Genomic DNA, 21,218 nt, shown 5'->3' with positions numbered 1-21,218 from the left:
AGTCAGGGCGGCGCGGTTCAGCCCCGGGCGGCAAGCGCCAGCGGCGGCTGCGCGGCGCCTGGCCGCGCCAGCGTGGCCAATACCTCGCCCACGTCGGGCGCGCCGTCCAGCGCCCACAGCGCGTCGAGCGCCTCGGCGCACTGGCTTTCGCTGCAGAAGCCGCCGGACATGCTGCGGAACTTGGCGCCGATCTCGGCATCGCTCATCGGGTTCTGCAGGCTGCCCTTGGGTTCGTCGACGCCGGCCTGCGCGGCGCGGCCGTCGCGGTGGACCACGCGCAGCCGGCACGACGAGACGCCCGGATAGCGCCGCGTGAGGTCGGCCGCCTCGGCCACGCGCACCTTGCGCATCAGCGCGCCCAGCGCCGGGTCGCCCAGCCGCGCGGGCGCGAAGGAGCGCACCTTCACCTCGCCGTCCAGCAGCGCCACGGCGACGATGTAGGGCAGGCTGTGGTCGGCGGTCTCGCGCGTGGCGGGCGCCCATTTGGCCGGTTCGCCGGCCAGGAAGTCGCTGGCGAAGCGGTAGGTCTCGACCTCGATGGCCTCGACCTCGTCGATCCGCACCTGCCCGCGCAATTGCAGCGCGGCCCATACCGCGGACTGCGCGTGATAGCACAGCGGAAAGCTCTTCAGGTCCGTGCGCGCGATGCGATGCGACGAATCGTCCGCCTCGGGCGTCCACTCGAAGCGGCCCACCGCGTCCCACAGCCCGCCCTTGCCTTCGAACACCGCGCTGGGGCCGGTCAGGCCTTGCTGCGCGAGATAGGCGGCGAATACGGCGTTGCGGGAGGCATTGGCCGCCGCGCAGCCCTTCCAGGCCGACAGCGTGTTGTGGCGCGTCTGGGCCAGCGCCATGTTGGGCGCCAGCGCCAGGCCCACCGCATGGCCGGCCTGTTCGCGCGACAGGCCAAGCAGGCGCGCGATGCCGAGCACGCCGCCGAGGATGCCATAGACAGGCTGGTCCCAGCCGCGCGAGTTGACGTCGACGGCTTCGCAGAAGCTGCAATAGACGTCGTAGGCCAGCGTGATGGCGCCGATCACCGCGGCGCCGTCGGCGCGCGCCGCCTCGCCCACCGCCAGGATGCCGGCCATCACGTCGCTGGGATGGCCGCCGCTGCGGACGCGGTACATGTCGCTGATGTCCAGTTCGCGCAGCATCACGCCGTTGGCGAAGGCGGCGGCTTCCGGCGTGGTGGGCGCGTGGCCGCCCCATACGCGGGCCGCCGGCGCGCCGGGCGCGGGCAGCACGCGCGCCGCGGCGGCGCGCGCCAGCCGGCTGCTGCTTTCATCGTAGGCGCCCAACGCGCAGGCAAGGGTATCGACCACGCGGCGCTTGCATTCGTGCACGACGTCGGCGGGCAGGCGCGCGTAGCGGGGATCCAGCGCAAGGTCGACCAGCCGTTCGGTGGTGGCGTCCATGGCCTACTCCGCCGCCGCGGCCGGCGCGGCCTCGCGCGCCGCGCCGCTGGCCAGCAGTGCCTCGATGCGTTCGCGCGGCAGCCCGGCCTCGGCCAGCGCTTCCACCGTGTGTTCGCCCAGCCGCGGCGCAGGCCGCAGGCTGGTCGCGGGCGTATCCGCGAACGTGGTGGGATAGCAGGCGGTGCGCAGCCTGCCCTCGGTGGGATGCTCGGTGATGCGGAAGTAGCCCACGTCCTGCAGGTGCGGATCGCCCAGCACGTCCTGCAGCGAATTCATCGGTCCCACCGGCAGGTCGTGCTCGCGGAACAGCTCGGTCCATTCGGCGGTGGTGCGGGTGGCGAATACCTCCGACAGGAAGGCGAACACGGCCTCGAAATTCTTCACCCGGTTGCCGTGGCTGGAAAAGCGGGCGTCGGCTTCGAATTGCTCGGGCCGGCCGATCAGGGCGAAGAAGGCACGCCACTGCTTGTCGTTGTAGATGAAGGGGCAAATGTAGCCGTCCCTGGTCTGGAACGGGCGGCGGTCGCGCGCCATCTGGCGGCGGTAGCCCACCGGCCCGGCGGGCGGATCGAAGCTGGCCCCGGCCAGGTGCTCGCCCAGCAGGACGTGCACCAGGTTCTCGAACATCGGCACCTCGACCTGCTGCCCGCGCCCGGTGTTCGCGCGGGCCGCCAGCGCCGCCAGCACGCCGATCACCAGGTGCAGGCCGGCGCTCTGGTCCACATAGGAGAAAGGCACGTAGCGCGGCTCCTGGCCGCTGGCCTGCTGCTGCATCCATGGGATGCCGATCATGCCTTGCAGCACGGTGTCGTAGGCCGGGCGCCCGGCATAGCGGCCGCGCTCGCCGAAGCCCACCGCGCCCACGTAGACCAGACGCGGGTTGACCGCCGCCACCTCGTCGTAGCCCAGCCGCAGCCGCGCCATCGCGCGCGGCCGCACGTTGAACACCAGCACATCGGCCGTGCGGCACAGTTCCAGCAGCGCGTCGCGGCCATCGTCCTGTTTCAGGTCCAGCACCACCGAACGCTTGTTGCGATTGATCGCCAGGAAGGAATGGCCCATGCCGCGCGTGCGCGACGGCTGGCTGTTGCGCGAGATGTCGCCTTCGGGAGACTCGATCTTCAACACGTCGGCGCCGAGGTCGGCGAGTATCGTGGTGGCCAGCGGCCCCATCTGCACGCTGGTCATGTCAAGGACGCGGATGCCTGCGAGCGGGCCGTGTCCGCCGGCCGCCGGCCGCGCCGCCGCGTTCGTTTCGCGCTGCACTCGTTCGCTGCTCATGTCTGCCCGATGTCTCCGTGGAATGCGCCGCGCCGAGGTCCGCGCGGCGTCGTCGAACCGCATGGCGAAAGAGAATATCCCCGCGGCCCGGCCCGCCGTAGACGTCAATTCCAGTCAGCGGAATTGCCCGCGCGTGACGACGTGGCGTGGGCCGCATGCGCCCGCCGTGGTGCAATTCCGATGCGTGGAATGCGGGCGATGGAAGCGCGGTATGCCACTCCTATAATCGCCGTGCCCCGCGCCAGACGACGGAGGAGACATGAGAAAGACGAGCACGAAATACGGTAGAGGCCTTCACATCGAGGCGGCCGGCCGGGACGGCGCGCGGCGCCGTTTCCTGATCGCCTCGGCATCATCGGCGCTGGCCGGCGCCGCGCCGGCATGGGCGCGGGCCGGAGACGACTATCCGAGCAGGCCGATCCGCATGATCGTGCCCTACGCCCCCGGCGGCGGCAGCGACGCCACCGCGCGCCTGGTGGCGCAGAAGCTGAGCGAAAGCCTCGGCCAGACGGTGGTGGTGGACAACCGCACCGGCGCCGGCGGCATCCTCGGCATGGAGATGGCGGCCAAGGCCGCGCCCGACGGCTATACGCTGGTGCTGGGCGCCACCGGCACGCTCAGCATCAATCCCAGCCTTTACCGCAGCCTGCCGTACGACGCGCTGCGCGACTTCACGCCGATCTCGCTGGTGATCGTCACGCCCTGCGTGCTGGTTGCCAACCCGGCGCTGCCCATCCATTCCGTGGCGGAGCTGATCGCCTACGCCAAGGCCAATCCGGGCAAGCTCAACTATTCGTCGTCGGGCGTGGGCGGCTCCAGCCACCTGGCGGGCGCGCTGTTCAACGCCATGGCCGGCACGCAGATGGCGCACATTCCCTACCGCGGCACCGGCCCGGCCGCGCTCGCGGTAGTGGCCGGCGAGGTCAGCGTGACCTTTGCCGACGTCTATGCCACCCTGCCCCACGTCAAGAGCGGCCGGGTGCGCGCGCTGGCGGTGACCAGCATCACGCGCATGCAGGCGATGCCCGAACTGCCCACCATCGCCGAGGCCGGCGTGCCCGGCTACGAGGCCGGCTCCTGGTTCGGCGTGCTGGGGCCGGCCGGCATGCCGCACGACGTCGTGGTCCGGCTGGCGAGCGAACTGGCCGACATCGTGAACGCGCCGCAGATGCGCGAGAAGCTGATTTCCGACGGCAGCATCCCGGTGGGCAACACGCCCGAGGAGTTCGCCCGTCACATCCGCGCCGAAAACGCCCGCTGGTCCAGGGTCATCAAGCAGGAAAACATCCACGCGGACTGAGCGCGGCCGCCCGCGCCCCCCGCCGTTCGCGGGCAAAGACGAGGTCAATCCATGAAGCCAGAGCAGTCCGCCACCGTCAGCCGGCTCATCGCCGCCTTCGCCGTGGCCTTTCGCGAACGCCCGCTGTCGCCGGCGCAACGCCATGTCGCCTATCGCGCCCTGCTGGACACGGTGGCCGTGGCCATCGCCGGGCGCGGCGAGCAGGCGCCGCGCTTCCTGCGCGACTACCTGTCCGAGATGACGGGCAGCGGCCGCGCCACGGCCTGGACCACGGGCGAGCGGCTGCCGGCGGAAGCGGCCGCCCTGCTCAACGGGACCGCCGCCCACATGCTTGACTACGACGACATGCTGCCGCCGATGGTGGGTCATCCAAGCGTCGTGCTGGTGCCGCCGCTGGCGGCGCTGGCGGAGATGACCGGCGCCGACGGCCGCCGCTTCGCGCAGGCCTACGTGGCCGGCTTCGAGGTGCTGGCCAAGATATCGGCCGTGATGGCGCTGCCGCACGTGGTCAAGGGATGGCACTCCACGGCCTCGATCGGCACGCTGGGGGCGGCGGTGGCGGCCTCGGTGCTGCTCGGACTGGACGAGGTGCAGACCATGCACGCCCTGGGGCTGGCGATCGCGCAGACGGCGGGCAACCGCCAGAATTTCGGCACCATGGCCAAATCGTTCCAGGTCGGCCAGGCGGGTTCGGTGGCCCTGCGCGCCGCCTTGCTGGCGCAGCGCGGCTTCGATGCGCCGCGCGATGCGCTGGAAGGCAAGTACGGCTACATGGCACTCTACGCCGCCAACGAGGACCTGACCGCCGCGCTCGACACGCTGGGCCGCGGCCCCCTGGATTTCGACGCCATCGGCATCGACGTGAAGAAGTATCCCTGCTGCTACGCGCTGCACAAGCCTCTGGACGGCGTGCTGGGGCTGCGCGCCGCGCACGGCCTGGGGCCGGACGACGTGGAGCGCGTGGAGATCGTCACGCAGAAGCGCGGCCTGCAGCCGCTGGTCTACACCGATCCGAAGAGCGGGCTGGAGGCGAAGTTCAGCATGGAGTATTGCGTGGCCGCCGCGCTGCTGGACGGGCGCATCCGCCTGTCGAGCTTCGACGCGGACCAGGTGACGCGGCCGCAGGTGCGCGCCCTGTACCCGCGCATCGCCAAGCGCGAGGTCGACGGCGACATGCTGCCGCGCTGGGCCGAGGTGACCCTCCATCTGAAAGGCGGCGCGCAGCTGCGGCGGCGCGTGGACACCTCGCGCGGCGACGCGCAGGATCCGCTGACCGACGCCGAACTGGTGGAAAAGGCCGAGGACTGCTTCGCTTTCGGCGGCCTGGACCTGCCGGCCTCGGCCTTCGCGGCGGAGGTGTTCGCGCTGGCCGACCAGCGCGTGGCCGACGTGCTGGGCGCGCTGCGGGCGCCCGAATCGCGCGGCGAGGTGGTGCGATGAGCGCGGTTGCCCTGACCCTGGACCTGGGCGCCTTCATTGCCGGCCTGCGCTGGGCCGACCTGCCTGCCGATGGCCTGGACGTGATCCGCGCCGGCTTCGCCGACTGCGTGGGGGTGATGCTGGCCGGCGCCAACGAGGACGCGCCGCGCATCCTGCGCGAGATGCTGGCCCCGGCCGGCGGCGAGTCCACCCTGCTCTTCACCGGGTCGCGCGCCGGCGCTCTGGATGCGGCGTGGATCAACGGCACCGCGGCCCATGCGCTGGATTTCGACGACGTGGCGCTGCGTTCGCACCCGAGCGCGGTGCTGGTGCCGGCCATCCTGGCCGAGGCCGAGGCGCTGGGCGCCTCCGGACGGGAGATGATGCGGGCCTATGCGGCCGGCTACGAAGTGTGGGCCGAACTGGTGCGGCGCGACCAGGATCCGCAACACAAGAAGGGCTGGCATCCCACCGGCGTATTCGGCGCCATCGGCGCGGCCGCCGCCTGCGCCGCGCTGCGCGGGCTGGACGCCGCGCAGGCCGCGCACGCGCTGGGGATAGGCGCCTCGCAAAGCGCCGGGCTGATCGCCAATTTCGGCAGCATGACCAAGCCCTTCCACGCCGGGCGCGCGGCCCATGCCGGCGTGGCCGCGGCGCGGCTGGCGCAGCGCGGCTTCACCGCTTCGCCCGACGCGCTGGAACACCCGCTGGGCTGGCTGACCGCCGTGTCGCTGAACGGCCGCATCGACCGCGACGCCGCCTGCGAGGCCGGCCGGCCTTGGAAGCTGACGCGCGACCGGCTGAGCATCAAGAAGTACCCGGTGTGCTTCTGCGCCCACCGCGCGCTCGACGGCATGCTCGACCTGGTCCACGACCACGATCTCGATCCCGCTTCGGTCGAGCGGGTCACCGTTTCGGTCAGCCGGCGCGCGGCCGGCATGCTGCGCAACGCCGCGCCGCAGAATGCGCTGGAAGCCAAGTTCAGCATGCAGTTCGCCATGGCCAGCGCGCTGATCAGCCGCCGCGCCGGTCCGGAACAATTGAGCGACGAATTCGTGCGGCGGCCCGACGTGCAGGCGCTGATGAAACGCGTGACGGTCACGCCGGACGATCGCGAGAACAGCGCCGGCTACGCGCTGTCCGACCGCGTGCAGGTAGCGACCGGAGCCGGCGTCTACGACAGCGGCGAGCTGGTCTCGGTGCGCGGCGGGCCCGACCGGCCGCTGGGCGCCGGCGAGCTGCGCGAGAAATTCGAAGGCTGCCTGCGCGCGGGCCGCGCCCGCGTTCCCGCCGGTCCGCTGTTCGACGCGCTGATGGCGCTCGACACGCTGCCGCACGTGGCAGGCCTGCCGGGGCTCGGGCCTGCCAATAGCCCGACCGGAGCCGTGCCGGCCTGAGCGCTACGCGTCCGGTCACGCACGGCGGTCAACGGCGCGCTCTTCGCCCCGCGCCGTCCAGCCGCCGCCCGCGCGTATCAAGCGGCCTGGATGTTGGCGCTCTTCACCACCAGCGCGAACTTCGCGATCTCCGACTTCAGGTAGGCCGCGAATTCCCCGGGCGTGCCGCCCAGCGTGATGTCGGCGCCTTCGTTGCGATACCGCTCCTGCACGTCGGGCAGCCGGATGATCTGGTTGAGTTGCCTGTTGAGCGTGGCGACGATCTCGCGCGGCGTGCCGCCGGTGGTGCCGATGCCGGACCACGAGACGTTCTCAAACCCTTTCACGCCGGCTTCGTCCAGCGTGGGCAGTTCAGGCAGCGCGCGGATGCGGTGCTTGCTGGTCACCGCCAGCGCGCGCATCTGCCCGGACTTGATGAAGGGCACCACCGAGATCGAGGTGTTGAACAGCACCTGGATCTGCCCGCCGATCAGATCGGTATTGGCCGGCGCCGCGCTCTTGTACGGCACGTGCACCATCTTCACGCCGGTCATCTGGCAGAACATCTCGCCCGAGATGTGGCCGATCGAGCCGGCCCCCGAGGAACCGAAGTTCAGCTGCCCCGGCCTGGCCCTGGCCAGCGCGATCAGGTCGTCGACCGACTTCACCGGCAGCGAGGGATGCACCACCAGCACCGCCGGCGAGGCCGTGAGCAAGGCCACCGGCGCGATATCGCGGGTGATGTCGAAAGGCGGGTTCTTGTAGATGCTGGGATTGACCGCCCAGGTGCCCACCGAGGCGATGACGATGGTGTATCCGTCGGGCGGCGCGGCCGCTACCGCCTGCATGCCGATGTTGCCGTTGGCGCCGGCGCGGTTGTCGGCAACGAAGGGCTGGCCAAGGCGCTGCGCGAGCTTGTCGGCCAGCATGCGGCCCTGGATGTCGCTGGGGCCGCCGGGGGCGAAGGGAATGATGAATTTCACCGGCTTGTCGGGATAGACTGCGGCCAGGGCCCGCGCGGAGCCGGCGGCGGCGCCAGCCAGCGCGGCGCCGCCGGCCGCCTGCAGGAAACGGCGTTTGTCCATGAATGCTCTCCTCTGTTCTTTTGTTCTTCGCGTGGTCGGCATCGGCATCGAAGCCGACCGGCGGCAACGGGCTATCCGAGCGTGCCGGCGGCGCGCAGTGCCTCCACCTCGCCGGCGTCGATCCATCCCCGCAGCGCGGCCGCGGTGTTGCCGGGCGTGATCGGCGCCGGCGGCTCGGGCACGGCCGCAGGCGTGCGCGAAAAACGCGGCGCGGGCGCCGGCTGCACCACGCCGTCGACGTCCAGGAAAGCGCCGCGCGCGCGGTTGTGCGGATGCTGCGGCGCCTCGGCCATGCTGAGCACCGGCGCGAAGCAGGCGTCGGCGCCCTCGAACCGCGCGCACCATTCGGCGCGCGTGCGAGTGCGGAAGCGCTCGGCGAACAGCGCCCGGGCCTTGGGCCAGTTGGCGCGGTCGCGCTGCACGCCAACCGCGTCAGGATCGATTTCCAGCCGGCGCAGCAGCTCGGCAAAAAACCGCCCTTCCAGCGCCGCGACCGACACCCACAGTCCATCGGCGCACTGGTAGCAGTCGTAGAAATAGGCGCCCGAATCATTGTTGTTGGTGCCGCGCTCGGTGCTCGCGATGCCGGCCGCGAACAGGCCGTACAGCGAAGTCATCAGCGAGGCGGCGCCGTCCACGATGGCGGCGTCCACCACCTGGCCGCGCCCGCTCTGCCGGGCCTCCAGGATGGCGGCCAGCACGCCCAGCGCGAGATAGAGCGCGCCGCCGCCGTAGTCGCCGACCAGGTTGAGCGGCGGCGTCGGCGGCTGCCCGGCGCGGCCAATGGCGTGCAGCGCGCCGGTGAGCGAGATGTAGTTCAGGTCGTGCGCGGCGACGGTGGCCAGCGGCCCGTCCTGGCCCCAGCCGGTGATGCGGCCATAGACCAGCTTAGGATTGCGCCGCCAGCAGTCTTCGGGCCCCAGGCCGAGGCACTCGGTCACGCCGGGCCGGAAGCCCTCGATCAGCGCGTCGGCCTGCTCGGCCAGCCGCAGCACCAGCGCCACGCCGCCGGGCCGTTTCAGGTCGACCGCGATCGCCTTGCGGTTGCGCAGCAGCAGGTTGTATTTGAGCGGCCGCGGATTGCCCTGCTCGATCGCCTGCTGGCGGTCCACGCGCAACACCGTCGCGCCGAGGTCGGCGAGCAGCATGGCGCACATCGGCCCCGGGCCGATGCCCGCGAGCTCCACGATCTTGATGCCGGCAAGAGGTCCCATATCGGCTACTTGCCCTCTGGCTTGTTGAAATACCCGCTCCAGTGATCGATCTCGCTCTGCACGTATTTGGTGAAAGTGGCCGCATCCCAATCCTGGCTTTCCATGTTCTGCTTCAACAGCTCGGCCTTGCCCTCGGGGGAGGACATGGCCTGCCGCACGTCATGGTTGATCTGCTCCACCAGCGCGGGCGGCATGCCGGCCGGCCCCGAGATCGCGTACCACGCGGTGCCGGCGAGCTGCGGGTAACCCAGTTCGGTAAAGGTGGGCACGTCGGGAAAGTCCGGAATGCGCTTGGACGAGGTCACGGCCAGCACGCGCAGCTTGCCGGCGCGGATGTTGGAAGCGCCCGTGGACAGCGTGAGGAAGGCCACCGGGACCTGGTTGCCCACCACGTCTGCGAGCGATTCGGCGCCGCCCTTGTAGCGGATCTCCACCATCGGCAGGCCGGTGATCTTCTGCAGCGCCTGGCCGATCAGCGAACCGTGCGTGCCCTGGCCGGACGAGCCCCAGCTCAGGCCGTCCGGCATCTTCCTGGCATAGGCCATGAAGTCCGGCAGGCTCTTGATGGGCTGGGCCGGATTGACCACCAGCGCGGTGGGCGGACCGCCCAGCATGGCGATGTGGGTGAAGTCCTTCATCGGGTCGTACACATTGGGCTGCAGCGCCGGGCCGCCCACGTGCGAACCCACGCTCGAGACGATCAGCAGGTAGCCGTCGGGCTCGGCGTGCAAGGCCATCTGCGAGCCGATCATGCCGCCCGCGCCGCCCCGGTTCTCGATGACGAAGGCCTGCTTGTACTGCTCCTGCAACTGGCGCGCCATCAAGCGCGCCAGCGTGTCGGCGGCGCCGCCCGGGGGATAGGGCACGATGACGCGCACCGGCTTGGCGGGCCATTTCTCGCCGGCCCACGCGGAACCGGCGCAGACGGCCACGGCGCCGAGCAGCAAGCCGGCGATCGCGATCTTCAGTGTTCTCAATTGTTCGTCTCCTCTTGTCGTCCTGCCGCGGTCGGCCCGCCGCCGGCGCTCGCGGGCGGCGCCATGGCGGCGAGCGGTCCATGATAGGAACAAGCGCGCGCGGGTTGGACGGCCCAATTCCGCACGCTGGAATTCGCCAGACCGCGCCGCCGAGGCGCGGAACCGCATTCCGGCCCTTGGAATACGCCCGCCGACGGCGCCGCGCACGCTTCCTATACTTCCCTGCCCCGCCATCGCTAAGACGAGCAGGAGAAGACGCCGTGCATCCGAGATCCCATTCCAGCGCCGGCCGCGGCGCCTTGCCGGCCGTGCGGCCCGGGCGCGTGGCGGCGGCCCTGCTGCTGGCCGCCGGCTCCGCCGCCCACGCCGCCTTTCCCGACCGGCCGCTGACCCTGGTGGTGCCCTTCGCTCCCGGCGGTGCCAACGACGTGATCGCGCGCATCGTGTCGCAGAACCTGGGCAGCGAGCTCGGGCAGCCGGTGATCATCGACAATCGCCCCGGCGCCGGCGGCACGCTGGGCACCGAGATGGTGGCCAAGGCCGCGCCCGACGGCTACACGCTCCTGATGATGTCGGTCACCCACGCCACCAGCGCCTCCATGTACGCCAAGCTGGCCTACGACCCGGTGAACGACTTCGCCGGCGTCTCCCAGCTCACCCGCACTGGCTATGTGATGGTCGTTTCCGCAGCCAGCCCGCTGCATACCCTGGGCGAGCTGATCGCCCAGTGCCGCGCCCGCCCGGGCCAGCTCAACTACGCCTCGTCCGGCAAGGGCAGCCCGCCGCACCTGGCCGGCGCGCTGTTCGCCAACATGGCCGGACTCCAGCTCACCCACATCCCCTACCGGGGCGGAGCGCCGGCGCTGGTCGATGTGGTGCGCGGCGAGGTGCTGTTCTACTTTTCCAGCGTCTCGGGCGCGGTGCCGCAGGTGCGGGCCGGCAAGGTCCGGCCGCTGGCCGTGAGCGGGGCCACGCGCTCGCCGGCCTTCCCCGACGTGCCCACGGTGGCCGAGGCCGGCCTGCCCGGATTCGACATCGGCGGTTGGTACGGCATCGCGGCGCCGGCCGGCACGCCGCGTCCCGTCATCGGCCGGCTCAACGCGGCGATCGCGGCCACGCTGGCGCGCCCCGGGGTCAGGCGCCAGCTGGCCGACCACGGCGAGGAAGCCGTGGCCAGCAAGCCCGACGACTTCCAGCGCTACATCGCCGCCGAGATCAAGCACTACGCGCGCATCGTCGGCGTCGCCGGCGTCACCCCCGAATAAAGACAAGGAGCAATCATGACGGAAGCGTTCGACGGCCCCGGGCGGCTGCGCCGGCTGCTCGCGGGCGCCGGCATGGCGGTGTTCGACGAGCTGCTGGCCGCAACGCGGCAGGCCGGCCGCCACGCCACGGCACGCACCGAGCTCGAGCCCCAGCAGGCATTCGACCGCATGGGCGCCCGCCGGCGGGACGCCCTGTCGCAACGCTACGCGCAACCGGATCAGCCATGCCGCTCGACTACGACAAGCTGATCGACTTCAAGGTCGAAGGCCTGGTCCACCGCTACGGGCCCAAGGACACCATGCTCTACGCGCTGGGCGTGGGGCTGGGCGAGGACCCGCTCGACGAGCGGCAGCTCGCCTTCGTCTACGAGAAGGAACTCAAGGCGCTGCCCACCATGGCGGCGGTGCTGGCCTATCCGCACGCCTGGCTGGAAGGCGCCAAGGCAGGCATCGACCGCGTGCGGCAGCTCCACGGCGAACAAGGCATCCGGATCCACAAGCCCATCCCGCCCGCGGGCGAACTGATCGGCAGCTCGGCGGTGACCCGCATCGTCGACAAGGGCAAGGACAAGGGGGCGCTGGTGTATTCCGAGCGCAAGGTCCACGACCGCGCCAGCGGCGATCTGATCTTCACCGCCACCGCGACCAGCTTCTGCCGCGCCGACGGCGGCTTCGGCGGCCCATCGGGCCCGGCCAAGCCGATACCCGCGATTCCCGACCGCGAGCCGGATGCCGCCTGCGAACTGCGGACCCTGCCCCAGCAGGCGCTGATCTACCGGCTGAGCGGCGACATGAACCGCCTGCACGCCGACCCCGCCACCGGCCGCGCCGCCGGCTTTCCCGGCCCCATCCTGCACGGGCTGTGCACCTTCGGCGTGGCCGGCCACGCGCTGCTGCGCACGCTGTGCGACTACGATCCCGCCAGGCTAGCGGCGATGGACGTGCGCTTTTCCGCGCCGGTGTTCCCCGGCGAAACCATCCTGACCGAAATGTGGCGCGAGGACGGCCGCGTGCTGTTCCGCAGCAGCGTGCCGGCGCGCGAGGTGGTGGTGCTGAACAACGGCGTGGCCGAGGTCCGTTGATGCAGGGCGCCCTGCCCTATTCCCGAGCCGGGCTGCCTGTAGATCCGGCCGACGTCGTCGGAGCCCGTCTCGCCGCCGCTCAGGCGCGCGGCCGATGCGCCGTCCCCGGCCGACGCGTCCGGCGCATCCGGTGGCGGCCACGGCCTCGGGCCGCCGAACGACGCCTGCGGGGCCGCCTACTCCAGGCCGAAGCCCAACGACCGCAGCACGCCGTGCAGCACGTCGCGGCCGTTCAGCGCTTCGGGACCGCGCACCCGGTGCGCGGCCTGCTGCGTCCAGCCGCGCTCCGGCATGCCCTGCTCGCGCTGGAATTCGCGCAGGCGCTCATCGTAGGCGGCGATCGCCTCGGCCGTGCCGGCGGCGCCATATTGCTCGCGAAACAGCACGGCCTCCTGGGGCAGGCGTGGCTTGACCGAGGCCGGCTTCGCCGGGTCCGGACGGCCGACGACCAGCCCGAACAACGCGAAGACGTGCGGCGGCAGGCCGAGCTCGGCCGCGACCTCGGCCGGCTTGTTGCGCATGCCGCCGATGTAGACCGAGCCCAGGCCCAGCGATTCCAGCGCGACCACCGCGTTCTGCGCGGCCAGCGCGGCGTCGACCACGCCAAGCACGAAGCCTTCGAGATACTTCAGCCCGGCGGTGGGAATCGAACGGGCCTGCCCGACGCCATCGAGCCGGTGCAGGTCCACCAGCCACACCAGCAGCAGCGGCGCCTGGACGATGTGCTTCTGGTTGCCGGCGAGCACGGCCAGGCGCGCCTTGCGTTCCGGGTCTTCCACGGCCACCACGCTCCAGGCCTGGAGATTGGACGACGACGAGGCCGATTGCGCGGCCGCCACCAGCAGTTCCACCGTGCCGGCCGGCAGCGGATCGGGCAGGTAGGCCCTGACCGAGCGATGGGCCAGCAGCCTGTCGAGCGTGGCGTTCCATTCGGCGGGCGGCTGCGGGTCGGGCACGCGATAGCGTTCGGTCAGCCGGGCAATCGCGGCGGCGGCGGACTCGCGGGGCAAGGCAGAAGTGGACATGGCTGGATTCCTGTGGACGAACTGGAAAAATAAGGCGCAGTGCGGCAAAGAGCAATGCGGCCGCATGGTCGGAAGCGATTGTCGTTGCTCCGCATGAGCGCATGCCCGGCGCCGACACGCCGGGTGGAGCACGCCCGCGGCGGCCGGGAAACGATTGGACACAGCCGTGGCGCGATATTTGCTGCCCATCCGGCAAGATCCCGGATTCGGCCCAATCCGTCGCCATGGCACGCACCTCTCTCCAACGCTACGAGCAAAAACGCAATTTCGACGTCACCCCCGAACCGCGCGGCGGGGAGGAACCGGCGGCGCAAGGCCTGCGCTTCGTCGTCCAGAAGCACTGGGCCTCGCGCCTGCACTACGACTTCCGCCTGGAACTGCGCGGCGCGATGAAAAGCTGGGCGGTCCCCAAGGGCCCCAGCTACGACCCGGCCGACAAGCGCATGGCGGTGCACGTCGAAGACCACCCGATTTCCTACAACAGCTTCGAAGGCACGATCCCGCCGAAGCAGTACGGCGCCGGCCGCGTGATCATCTGGGACAAGGGCATCTGGGAGCCGGAAGGCGACCCGGCCAAGGGCTATCGCGCCGGGCGGCTGAAGTTCCGGCTGCACGGCTACAAGCTCCACGGCCGCTGGACGCTGGTACGCATGCATGGCCGGGAGGAAAAGCAGGACACCTGGCTGCTGATGAAGGAAAAGGACGAACTGGCCCGGCCTTCGGTGGAGTTCAGCGTCGTCGACCAGTTCCCCGACTCCGTCGCCGCGCTTCCCATGCCGCCACGCACGGAGGAAATGGAACAGGCGGCGGCCGGCGCCGCCCCGCGCGCGCGCAAGGCCGCCCAGGGCCGGCCCCAGGCGTCGACGATGCGCGTCACCCATGCCGAGCGGGTCGTGGACCCCGCTTCCGGCGTGCGCAAGATCGAGCTCATACGCTTCTACGGCCTGATGGCGCCGTTGATGATGCCCCACCTGAAAGGCCGTCCGGTATCGATCGTCCGCGCGCCGCAGGGCGTGCGCGGCCAGCATTTCTTCCAGAAGCACATGGAGGCCGACCACATCGACGGCCTGCGCGAACTCGACGCGGCGCTGTGGCCGGGGCACGAGTCCCTGCTGGAGGTGGTCGGGCCGCCGGGGCTGCTGGCCTGCGCCCAGCTCAACGTGATCGAGTTCCACACCTGGAACGCCGTCAAGACGACCATCGACAAGCCGGACCGCATGACCTTCGACCTCGATCCCGGCGAAGGCGTCCAGTGGCCGATGATGCTGCAGGCGGTGGAACTGGTGCGCGTGCTGCTCGGCGAACTCGGCCTGGCGCCGTTCTGCAAGACCAGCGGCGGCAAGGGCCTGCACGTGGTCGTTCCGCTGCGCAAAGGCTACGGGTGGGACGACGTGAAGGGCTTTTCGCAGGCGATCGTGCGCCACCTGGCCGCCACCCTGCCCCAGTTGTTCGTGGCCAAGAGCGGGCCGAGCAACCGGGTCGGACGCATCTTCATCGACTATCTGCGCAACGGCTTCGGCGCCACCACCGTGAGCGCCTGGTCGGCGCGGGCCCGGCCGGGGCTGGGCGTATCGGTGCCGGTGGCGTGGGACGAGGTGCCGCACCTGAGCGGCGGCGCCCACTGGCACCTGGGCAACATCCACGAACGGCTGGATCGCGGCAACGAGCCGTGGAACGGCTACGACCGCGCGGCGAAAGGCCTGGCCCCGGCGATGAAGGCGCTGGGCTTCAAGCCGGGGGCGTGAAACCGCGCCGGCGCCTCGGTTTATCTATTATTGCCTGCCGATTCCTTGCAGTTCTTCCTGCAGCGGCGTGGCGCTCAGCTTCTGGATCGGCAGCGACAGGAACAGCTCGATGCGCCGCTTCAGGATCACCGCGGCGTCCTGGAACGCCTTGCGCCGGACTTCCTCCGTTCCTTCCGCTGCCACCGGGTCGGGCACGCCCCAATGGGCCGACAAGGGCTGGCCCGGCCATGCGGGGCAGGCTTCGCGCGCCGCCTGGTCGCAGACGGTGAAGACGAAATCGAGCCGCGGCGCGTCGGGTTGGACGAACTCGTCCCAGCTCTTGCTGCGCAAGCCGTCGCTGGGCAAGCCCTGGCGTTGCAGCGTGGCCAGCGTGTAGGGATGAACCTCGCCCTTGGGATGGCTGCCCGCCGAATAGGCGCGGAAGCGGCCCTTGCCCAATGCGTTCAGCAAACCTTCAGCAAGGATCGAGCGCGCCGAGTTGCCCGTACAAACGAACAATACGTTGTAGACCCTGTTTTCCATAAATCCTCAGCAATGTGTAGGCAGAGTTCGGGATGGTGACGGCCAGCACGCGGCCGGCCCCGTCCGGCAGGCGGACGGGGTGGGTGGCCGTGCTGCCGGCGTCGTTGTAACCGGCAATGCTTTCCGTGCGATGTCTGCGCTGTGGTTTCGGCGATGGTCAGCGGATTGCTGGCCGGCGGGGCGCCCGTCTCCATCCGTTATCGCGGCGGCGCCGCGCGCGACGGCAACGGCCTGTTGTGGGAAATCAACGGCACCGAAGGAGACATCCGGATCTCGGGCCCGTCCGGCCACGCCCAGATGGTGCCGCTTTCCCTGCAAGGCATGCGCGGCAAGGAAACGGCATTCCGGCCGCTGGCGGTGCCCGCCACCCTCCGCGCCGGCTGGCCGGAGGACGTGGAAGCGGGCAACGTCGCCCGCGTTTACGCCAGCATGGCACAGGATCTCCGGACGGGCACCCGCACCGCGCCGGACTTCGACGACGCGGTGGCGCTGCACCGTGTCATCGCAGCCATCGAGCAAGCGGCCGCAAGCGGAAGCACCGCGCCGTGCCCTGATCCCATTGCGGCTTCCACACTCCGTACACAATTCCTCGACAGTCGTTCCACCTTGGCGGCGCAGACTCCCGGCCCTGAACTTCCGGAGATCCGCTTCCATGCCTCTCGACACCGCCAGCCTGCTGGCCGACGAAGCCCGGTACTGCTCGTTCGGCGATACCGTCCACTACGTCAACCCGCCCAAGATCTTCACCGGCTGCGAAGGCAGCTATATGTACGACGACGCGGGCACGCCGTACCTGGACCTGCAGATGTGGTATTCGGCCGTCAACTTCGGCTACAAGAACAAGCGGCTGGAAGAGGTGATGATCCGGCAGCTGCAGACGCTGCCGCAGGTGGCCAGCCAGTACCTGCACCCGACCAAGATCGAGCTGGCCCGCTTCATCGCCCAGGACGCCGAGAAGAAATGGGGCCATGCCGGCCGCGTGCACTTCAACGTGGGCGGCGCGCAGGCGATCGAGGATTCGCTCAAGGTCGTGCGCAACGCCAGCAACGGCAAGAGCCTGATGTTCGCCTTCGAGGGCGGCTACCATGGCCGCACGCTGGGCGCCTCCAGCATCACCTCCAGCTACCGCTACCGCCGCCGCTTCGGCCACTTCGGCGATCGCGCGCAGTTCATCCCCTTCCCCTACCCGTTCCGCCGCCCCAGGGGCATGACGGCCGAGGAATACGCCGAGGCCATCGTGCGCGACTTCGCGCGCAAGTTCGAGAACGAATACCACGCCATCTGGGATCCGAAGACCAACCAGTGCGAATACGCCGCCTTCTACGTGGAGCCGATCCAGGGCACCGGCGGCTACGTGGTGCCGCCGGCCAATTTCTTCAAGGGGCTCAAGAAGGTGCTCGACGAGCACGGCGTGCTGCTGGTGGTGGACGAGATCCAGATGGGTTTCTGGCGCACCGGCACGCTGTGGTCGGTCGAGAACTTCGGCGTCGCGCCCGACGTGCTGGTGTTCGCCAAGGCGCTCACCAACGGGCTGAACGCGCTGTCGGGGCTGTGGGCGCGCGAGGAACTGATCAACCCGACGGTGTTCCCGCCCGGCTCCACGCACTCCACCTTCGCCTCCAACCCGCTGGGCACGGCCCTGGGGCTGGAAGTGATGAGGATGACGCACGAGCTGGACTTCGGCCGCCAGGTGCGGGAATCGGGCGCCTACTTCCTGGAAGGCCTGAAGGATCTGCAGAAGCGCCACAAGGAAATCGGCGACGTCGACGGCCTGGGACTGGCGCTGCGCGCGGAGATCTGCACCGGCGACGGCTTCACGCCCAACAAGGCGCTGCTCGACAAGATGGTCGACATCGGGCTGGAAGGCACGCTGGAATACCGGGGCGGCAGGCGCGGGCTGGTGCTGGACGTGGGCGGCTATTACAAGAACGTCATCACCTTCGCGCCGTCGCTGATGATCACGCGCGGCGAGATCGACGAGGCGATGGCGCTGCTGGACCAGCTGATTTCGCGCGCCAAGCGGGACTGATGCCGAATCCAATGCGGTGGCGCAACCAGCTCGAGCCGGCTGCGCTGTTCGACCATTTCGCCGCGCATCCGCCCGAAGGGTTCGTGCCGCTGGCCGAGCTGCCGGCGCCCGGGTTTGCCGCGCCGTTCGACCTGCTGACCACGGCCGATGACGCGCTCAAGGCGCGCGCGGCCAGGCTGCCCGGCTTCGCGCGCTGGTCGCGCTGGCTGCGCATCCGCACGGCTTTCGTCGGCACCACGGTGAGCGAATATGCGCCGCTGGCGCTCCGCGGCCATGCCGGCGCGCAGGCCGGTGCCGGCATGCCGGTCGACCCCCGGGCTTCGGCCGATGCCGGGGCGCTGGCCGATGCCGTGCGCGCCTGGGCCAGCCGCGGCTTCGCGCTGACGATAATCAAGGATCTGCCCAGGCAGTCGCCGCTGCTGCCCGCCGCCGACAACGCCTTCGCCGACGCGCTGGCCGAGGCCTGCGCGCGGCGCGGCTTCGTGCTGGTGGAAGGCCAGGCGCTGGCCTACGTGCCGATCGATTTCGCCGGCATCGACGAATACATCGCCCGGCTGTCGGCGGACTGGCGCAAATACCTGCGGCGCAAGCTCAAGCACCGCGCGGCGCTGACGGTGCGCCGGATCCCCACCGGCACCGGCTTTGCCGACGACGCGGTCGTCGAAGCCTACTACGCGCTCTACGAGGGCGTGTACGCGCAAAGCGAAGTACATTTCGACCGCCTCACCCGTCCCTTCTTCGCCGCCGTGCTGCGCGACGCCGCGGCCGGCGGCATCGTGTTCGAATACCGCCGCGCCGCTGACAACGCGCTGATAGGCTGGAACCTGTGTTTCGAGCACGACGGGCGGCTGGTGGACAAATACATCGGCCTCTCCTATCCTGCCTCCCGCGAATTGAGCCTGTACTTCATAAGCTGGATGATCAACCTCGAATACGCGCTGGAGCGCGGCCTGACGCACTACATCGCGGGCTGGACCGATCCCGAGATCAAGGCGCAGCTGGGCGCCCGGTTCACGTTCACGCGGCATGCCGTGTACGTGCGCAATCCGGTGCTGCGCGCGCTGGCGCGGCGCTTCGCCGGACGCTTCGAAAGCGACCGGCAGTGGCGGGACGAGCGGAAGGCGCGGGCATGAACGCCTGCGCCCGGCCGCCTGTCGTGCTCGATACCGACGGCGCCGTCGGCCCGCTGCCGGGCGAGCGCCGCGTCGTGCTGCCGCCCTCGTGGCGCGAAGCGGTCCGCTTCGGCTGCGGCCTGGCCCGGCTGCGCGGCTGCGCGGCCGGGCTGCAGGCGCACATGCCGCCCTTCGCCGAGCACGGCACCGTGTTCATGGGCAGCGGCGATTTTCATCACCTCAGCTGGCCGCTGATCGAACGCTGCATCGCGGCGCGCGGCCATACGGCCGACAAGCCGCTGCGCGTGGTCGTGCTCGACAACCACCCCGACAACATGCGCTTTCCGTGGGGCGTGCACTGCGGCTCCTGGGTGCGGCGCGTGGCGATGCTGCCGCAGGTCGCGCACGTGCACGTGGCCGGGATCACGTCGGGCGACATCGGCGCCGGCCATGCCTGGGAACATCACCTGGGCGCGCTGCGCGCCGGCAGGCTTACGTACTGGAGCGTGGGCGTGGATACGCGCTGGGCGGGCTGGTTCGGCCTCGGCCGCGCCTTCCGCAACTTCGAGGACGGCGACGCGCTGGTGCGCGCGCTGTGCGACACGCTCGCAGCCGCGCCGCACGCAACCTATCTCAGCATCGACAAGGATGCGTTCGCCCCGGACGTGGCGCATACCAACTGGGACCAGGGGGTGCTGCGGGCGGAGCACGCCGAAGCGGTCGCCGCGGCGCTGCGCGGCAACCTGGCCGGCAGCGACGTGACCGGCGAGGTTTCGGTCTGGCGCTACCGCACGGCGTGGAAGCGTTGGCTGAGCGCGGCCGACGGGCAGGACACCGGGCGCTCCGATGCCGAACTGCCGGCCTGGCAAGCGCAGCAGGCGGCGCTCAATCTGCGCTTGTTGCGGGCGCTGGATGGGGCGTCATGATGGCGGCCGCGCCAGGCCGTGCGCAGCGTTTATGTCCTGTCCGGCGCTGCCTGGATCATCTGCGCCATTGCCCGCAGCCAGCAGGTCGTCGGCATGGACCATCAACTCACGTACCCGGCGCAGCATCGGGTACTGGTGAAGCACGCCGCGCCACCCGGGCGATTCCGATAACCGGTACCAGACAGGCACCAGGCTTTGCGGATCCGCATCCTGCTTCTCCGCCAGGATGGCGGCGAATTCCAGGCTGGCCTGCGCGGACAAGAGCTGCATCCGGCTGGCTGCGCCGAGCAGACGCGGACTTGCTTCGGCAGGCGCATCGCAGCAATAGAGAACCGTTCTTGCGAGACCGGCTTCGTCGGTCGTCAGCGCGCGCAGGCAAGCGCCGCGCAGGTGCACGGTCCCTTGCCTGGTCGCGAATGGATAGACGACGTTGTCTTCGGCGTGCGCGAGCAAGCGCAGTCCGCGCAACAGACGCGGGAGGTCGGTGCTGGCGGCGTCCACTGAGGCCTTGGCTTCTACGAGCAGGCAAACGTCCCAGACGGTTGTTCGATCGACCGTGCCGGCATGCCTTAGCAGGACCGCGTCCCACTCGCCTTTGGCGCGCTCGCGGCTGGCGGCGATCGACGCCGGCACGCGCATCGAAGTGACGACCCGGTATGGCGCCGCAGCCTCCTGCGCCTCGAGCCGCCGCGCCAGTACCTCGAGCCCCTGCATGGCCAACGCTTCGACGGCGGCGCCACGCCGCTGCGAGGCGGCGCCTTGTGCGGCGGCCATGGCGGTGCCGGAACGGGGACCATACCGTTCGCACAAAGACAGGTATTGGCGCACGGCCGCGTCCTGCGCCAAGGCCTGGAGATGCCGCAGGCGCTCCAACGCAGGATGGTCCAGCAACCGCATCAAGCCGCGCTCGAATGGCGCTTCGGCGGCGATTTCCGGCATGGCGAGAAGACGCTGCACGGCAGCGTAAAGCGCCGGCCAGGATTCTGAGGCAGCGAACGCGTGCAGCCGGGCAAGCGCCTCGCGCTGCGGGCCTGGCAGGATGCGCCGCTGCCTGGCGGGATGGGCAACCGCATTGACGGCCGCGCGGACGAGGCGGCGATCCTGTTCGGCATGAGCGGCCAGCGACGCGTACTGGCGGACCTGCGACATCCGATGCCGAAGCACCATGGCCTGAAAAACAGGATCGCCCGACTTCGGGCGCATGGCGTCGTGAATCAGACGCGCGAGCGCTTCGACGAAAACATGCTTCAGTGCCGCATCCGGTACGTGGCCGCGGGCCAGCGCCTCGCGGGCCCGTTCGATCGTAATCGCGAGCGCCGTCGACGGGCTGGCGTCTCGCACCGGGAAAGACGCGAAGTCGATGGGCGGCAGGCGATAGCGACGGGGGACCGTGCGCAGCATCTTGCCGAGCAAAGGATCGGGGGGCAAAGCCCTGCTGCCGG

General features: G+C 70.4%; 18 protein-coding genes and 1 pseudogene. 11 read left to right on the top strand and 8 right to left on the bottom strand.

The features are described 5' to 3' along the window. Positions 1-17: 17 nt before the first annotated feature. Entirely contained in the window at positions 18-1,418 is a 1,401-nt protein-coding gene (locus tag ABD927_RS15280) for an MmgE/PrpD family protein (RefSeq protein ID WP_345250697.1), read from the bottom strand. A gap of 3 nt (positions 1,419-1,421) precedes the next feature. Continuing rightward, the gene (locus ABD927_RS15275) at positions 1,422-2,699 is read right to left on the bottom strand and encodes a CaiB/BaiF CoA transferase family protein (RefSeq protein ID WP_345250696.1); all 1,278 of its coding nucleotides are present in this window, start codon (positions 2,697-2,699) and stop codon (positions 1,422-1,424) included. Positions 2,700-2,958: 259 nt separating this feature from the next. On the opposite strand from ABD927_RS15275, the gene ABD927_RS15270 reads away from it, so the two are divergent. From ABD927_RS15270 to ABD927_RS15260, 3 genes are read left to right on the top strand one after another with little or no spacing between them, the layout of a single operon-like run. Beyond that, positions 2,959-3,999, top strand: coding sequence for a tripartite tricarboxylate transporter substrate binding protein (locus ABD927_RS15270; protein ID WP_345250695.1), 1,041 nt, complete (start codon positions 2,959-2,961; stop codon positions 3,997-3,999). Positions 4,000-4,050: 51 nt separating this feature from the next. After that, entirely contained in the window at positions 4,051-5,439 is a 1,389-nt protein-coding gene (locus ABD927_RS15265) for an MmgE/PrpD family protein (RefSeq protein WP_345250694.1), read from the top strand. Then, complete coding sequence (locus ABD927_RS15260) at positions 5,436-6,815, top strand: MmgE/PrpD family protein (protein WP_345250693.1); 1,380 nt, start codon at positions 5,436-5,438, stop codon at positions 6,813-6,815. The genes ABD927_RS15265 and ABD927_RS15260 overlap by 4 nt, the downstream gene beginning before the upstream one ends. Positions 6,816-6,892: 77 nt before the next feature. Here ABD927_RS15260 and ABD927_RS15255 read toward each other — a convergent pair whose 3' ends face one another. The 3 genes from ABD927_RS15255 to ABD927_RS15245 form a co-directional block, all read right to left on the bottom strand. Beyond that, positions 6,893-7,879: a Bug family tripartite tricarboxylate transporter substrate binding protein gene (locus ABD927_RS15255; protein WP_345250692.1), complete on the bottom strand. Its 987-nt coding sequence runs from the start codon at positions 7,877-7,879 to the stop codon at positions 6,893-6,895. 71 nt (positions 7,880-7,950) lie between these two features. Next, the gene (locus ABD927_RS15250) at positions 7,951-9,093 is read right to left on the bottom strand and encodes a CaiB/BaiF CoA transferase family protein (protein ID WP_345250691.1); all 1,143 of its coding nucleotides are present in this window, start codon (positions 9,091-9,093) and stop codon (positions 7,951-7,953) included. A 5-nt stretch (positions 9,094-9,098) separates the two neighbouring features. After that, positions 9,099-10,070: a Bug family tripartite tricarboxylate transporter substrate binding protein gene (locus ABD927_RS15245; RefSeq protein ID WP_345250690.1), complete on the bottom strand. Its 972-nt coding sequence runs from the start codon at positions 10,068-10,070 to the stop codon at positions 9,099-9,101. Positions 10,071-10,330: 260 nt separating this feature from the next. Here ABD927_RS15245 and ABD927_RS15240 point away from each other — a divergent pair, with 260 nt between their 5' ends. Genes ABD927_RS15240 through ABD927_RS15230 form a run of 3 tightly spaced genes read left to right on the top strand, consistent with a single transcriptional unit; the run spans position 10,331 to position 12,417 of the window. Continuing rightward, positions 10,331-11,335, top strand: a complete 1,005-nt coding sequence (locus ABD927_RS15240) for a tripartite tricarboxylate transporter substrate binding protein (RefSeq protein ID WP_345250689.1) — start codon at positions 10,331-10,333, stop codon at positions 11,333-11,335. Positions 11,336-11,350: 15 nt separating this feature from the next. Continuing rightward, positions 11,351-11,584 carry a hypothetical protein gene (locus tag ABD927_RS15235; protein ID WP_345250688.1) on the top strand — a complete coding sequence of 78 codons (234 nt, stop codon included), beginning with the start codon at positions 11,351-11,353 and terminating at the stop codon, positions 11,582-11,584. Continuing rightward, positions 11,560-12,417: a MaoC/PaaZ C-terminal domain-containing protein gene (locus tag ABD927_RS15230; protein WP_345250687.1), complete on the top strand. Its 858-nt coding sequence runs from the start codon at positions 11,560-11,562 to the stop codon at positions 12,415-12,417. The genes ABD927_RS15235 and ABD927_RS15230 overlap by 25 nt, the downstream gene beginning before the upstream one ends. 176 nt (positions 12,418-12,593) lie before the next feature. Here ABD927_RS15230 and ABD927_RS15225 read toward each other — a convergent pair whose 3' ends face one another. Next, positions 12,594-13,442: an NADPH-dependent oxidoreductase gene (locus tag ABD927_RS15225; protein ID WP_345250686.1), complete on the bottom strand. Its 849-nt coding sequence runs from the start codon at positions 13,440-13,442 to the stop codon at positions 12,594-12,596. Positions 13,443-13,666: 224 nt separating this feature from the next. Between ABD927_RS15225 and ligD the strand changes: the two genes are divergently transcribed. After that, a complete protein-coding gene (gene ligD, locus ABD927_RS15220; protein WP_345250685.1) occupies positions 13,667-15,187 on the top strand; it encodes a non-homologous end-joining DNA ligase in 1,521 nt (506 codons plus the stop codon). A gap of 27 nt (positions 15,188-15,214) precedes the next feature. Here the strand turns inward: ligD and ABD927_RS15215 are convergent, their stop codons facing one another. Beyond that, complete coding sequence (locus ABD927_RS15215; RefSeq protein WP_345250684.1) at positions 15,215-15,709, bottom strand: arsenate reductase ArsC; 495 nt, start codon at positions 15,707-15,709, stop codon at positions 15,215-15,217. A gap of 153 nt (positions 15,710-15,862) precedes the next feature. On the opposite strand from ABD927_RS15215, the pseudogene ABD927_RS24560 reads away from it, so the two are divergent. The 4 genes and pseudogenes from ABD927_RS24560 to ABD927_RS15200 all read left to right on the top strand — a co-directional run. Then, positions 15,863-15,931 (top strand): annotated as a pseudogene (locus tag ABD927_RS24560) (hypothetical protein); the annotation flags it as partial. Between the two features lie 430 nt (positions 15,932-16,361). Continuing rightward, complete coding sequence (locus ABD927_RS15210; RefSeq protein WP_345250683.1) at positions 16,362-17,738, top strand: aspartate aminotransferase family protein; 1,377 nt, start codon at positions 16,362-16,364, stop codon at positions 17,736-17,738. Next, complete coding sequence (locus tag ABD927_RS15205) at positions 17,738-18,871, top strand: GNAT family N-acetyltransferase (RefSeq protein ID WP_345250682.1); 1,134 nt, start codon at positions 17,738-17,740, stop codon at positions 18,869-18,871. Before ABD927_RS15210 ends, ABD927_RS15205 begins: the two co-directional genes overlap by 1 nt. After that, complete coding sequence (locus ABD927_RS15200) at positions 18,868-19,776, top strand: hypothetical protein (RefSeq protein WP_345250681.1); 909 nt, start codon at positions 18,868-18,870, stop codon at positions 19,774-19,776. The genes ABD927_RS15205 and ABD927_RS15200 overlap by 4 nt, the downstream gene beginning before the upstream one ends. Here ABD927_RS15200 and ABD927_RS15195 read toward each other — a convergent pair. After that, positions 19,771-21,177 (bottom strand): 3-deoxy-D-arabino-heptulosonate 7-phosphate synthase, encoded by a 1,407-nt coding sequence (locus ABD927_RS15195; protein ID WP_345250718.1) that lies wholly within the window; start codon positions 21,175-21,177, stop codon positions 19,771-19,773. The genes ABD927_RS15200 and ABD927_RS15195 overlap by 6 nt on opposite strands. Between the last annotated feature and the right edge of the window lie 41 nt (positions 21,178-21,218).

Source organism: Pigmentiphaga soli, from assembly GCF_039541095.1.
Lineage (GTDB): Bacteria > Pseudomonadota > Gammaproteobacteria > Burkholderiales > Burkholderiaceae_B > Pigmentiphaga > Pigmentiphaga soli.
Note: the sequence above shows the minus strand (reverse complement) of the source record. Positions and strands in the feature narration are given on the sequence as shown.

Coding starts and splice junctions, on each gene's coding strand:
- ABD927_RS15215 (WP_345250684.1), bottom strand. CDS start 15,709: ATGGAAAACAGGGTCTACAACGTATTGTTCGTTTGTACGGGCAACTCG.
- ABD927_RS15250 (WP_345250691.1), bottom strand. CDS start 9,093: ATGGGACCTCTTGCCGGCATCAAGATCGTGGAGCTCGCGGGCATCGGC.
- ABD927_RS15195 (WP_345250718.1), bottom strand. CDS start 21,177: ATGCTGCGCACGGTCCCCCGTCGCTATCGCCTGCCGCCCATCGACTTC.
- ABD927_RS15275 (WP_345250696.1), bottom strand. CDS start 2,699: ATGAGCAGCGAACGAGTGCAGCGCGAAACGAACGCGGCGGCGCGGCCG.
- ABD927_RS15205 (WP_345250682.1), top strand. CDS start 17,738: ATGCCGAATCCAATGCGGTGGCGCAACCAGCTCGAGCCGGCTGCGCTG.
- ABD927_RS15230 (WP_345250687.1), top strand. CDS start 11,560: ATGCCGCTCGACTACGACAAGCTGATCGACTTCAAGGTCGAAGGCCTG.
- ABD927_RS15235 (WP_345250688.1), top strand. CDS start 11,351: ATGACGGAAGCGTTCGACGGCCCCGGGCGGCTGCGCCGGCTGCTCGCG.
- ABD927_RS15260 (WP_345250693.1), top strand. CDS start 5,436: ATGAGCGCGGTTGCCCTGACCCTGGACCTGGGCGCCTTCATTGCCGGC.
- ABD927_RS15270 (WP_345250695.1), top strand. CDS start 2,959: ATGAGAAAGACGAGCACGAAATACGGTAGAGGCCTTCACATCGAGGCG.
- ABD927_RS15280 (WP_345250697.1), bottom strand. CDS start 1,418: ATGGACGCCACCACCGAACGGCTGGTCGACCTTGCGCTGGATCCCCGC.
- ABD927_RS15210 (WP_345250683.1), top strand. CDS start 16,362: ATGCCTCTCGACACCGCCAGCCTGCTGGCCGACGAAGCCCGGTACTGC.
- ABD927_RS15225 (WP_345250686.1), bottom strand. CDS start 13,442: ATGTCCACTTCTGCCTTGCCCCGCGAGTCCGCCGCCGCCGCGATTGCC.
- ABD927_RS15200 (WP_345250681.1), top strand. CDS start 18,868: ATGAACGCCTGCGCCCGGCCGCCTGTCGTGCTCGATACCGACGGCGCC.
- ABD927_RS15255 (WP_345250692.1), bottom strand. CDS start 7,879: ATGGACAAACGCCGTTTCCTGCAGGCGGCCGGCGGCGCCGCGCTGGCT.
- ABD927_RS15265 (WP_345250694.1), top strand. CDS start 4,051: ATGAAGCCAGAGCAGTCCGCCACCGTCAGCCGGCTCATCGCCGCCTTC.
- ligD (WP_345250685.1), top strand. CDS start 13,667: ATGGCACGCACCTCTCTCCAACGCTACGAGCAAAAACGCAATTTCGAC.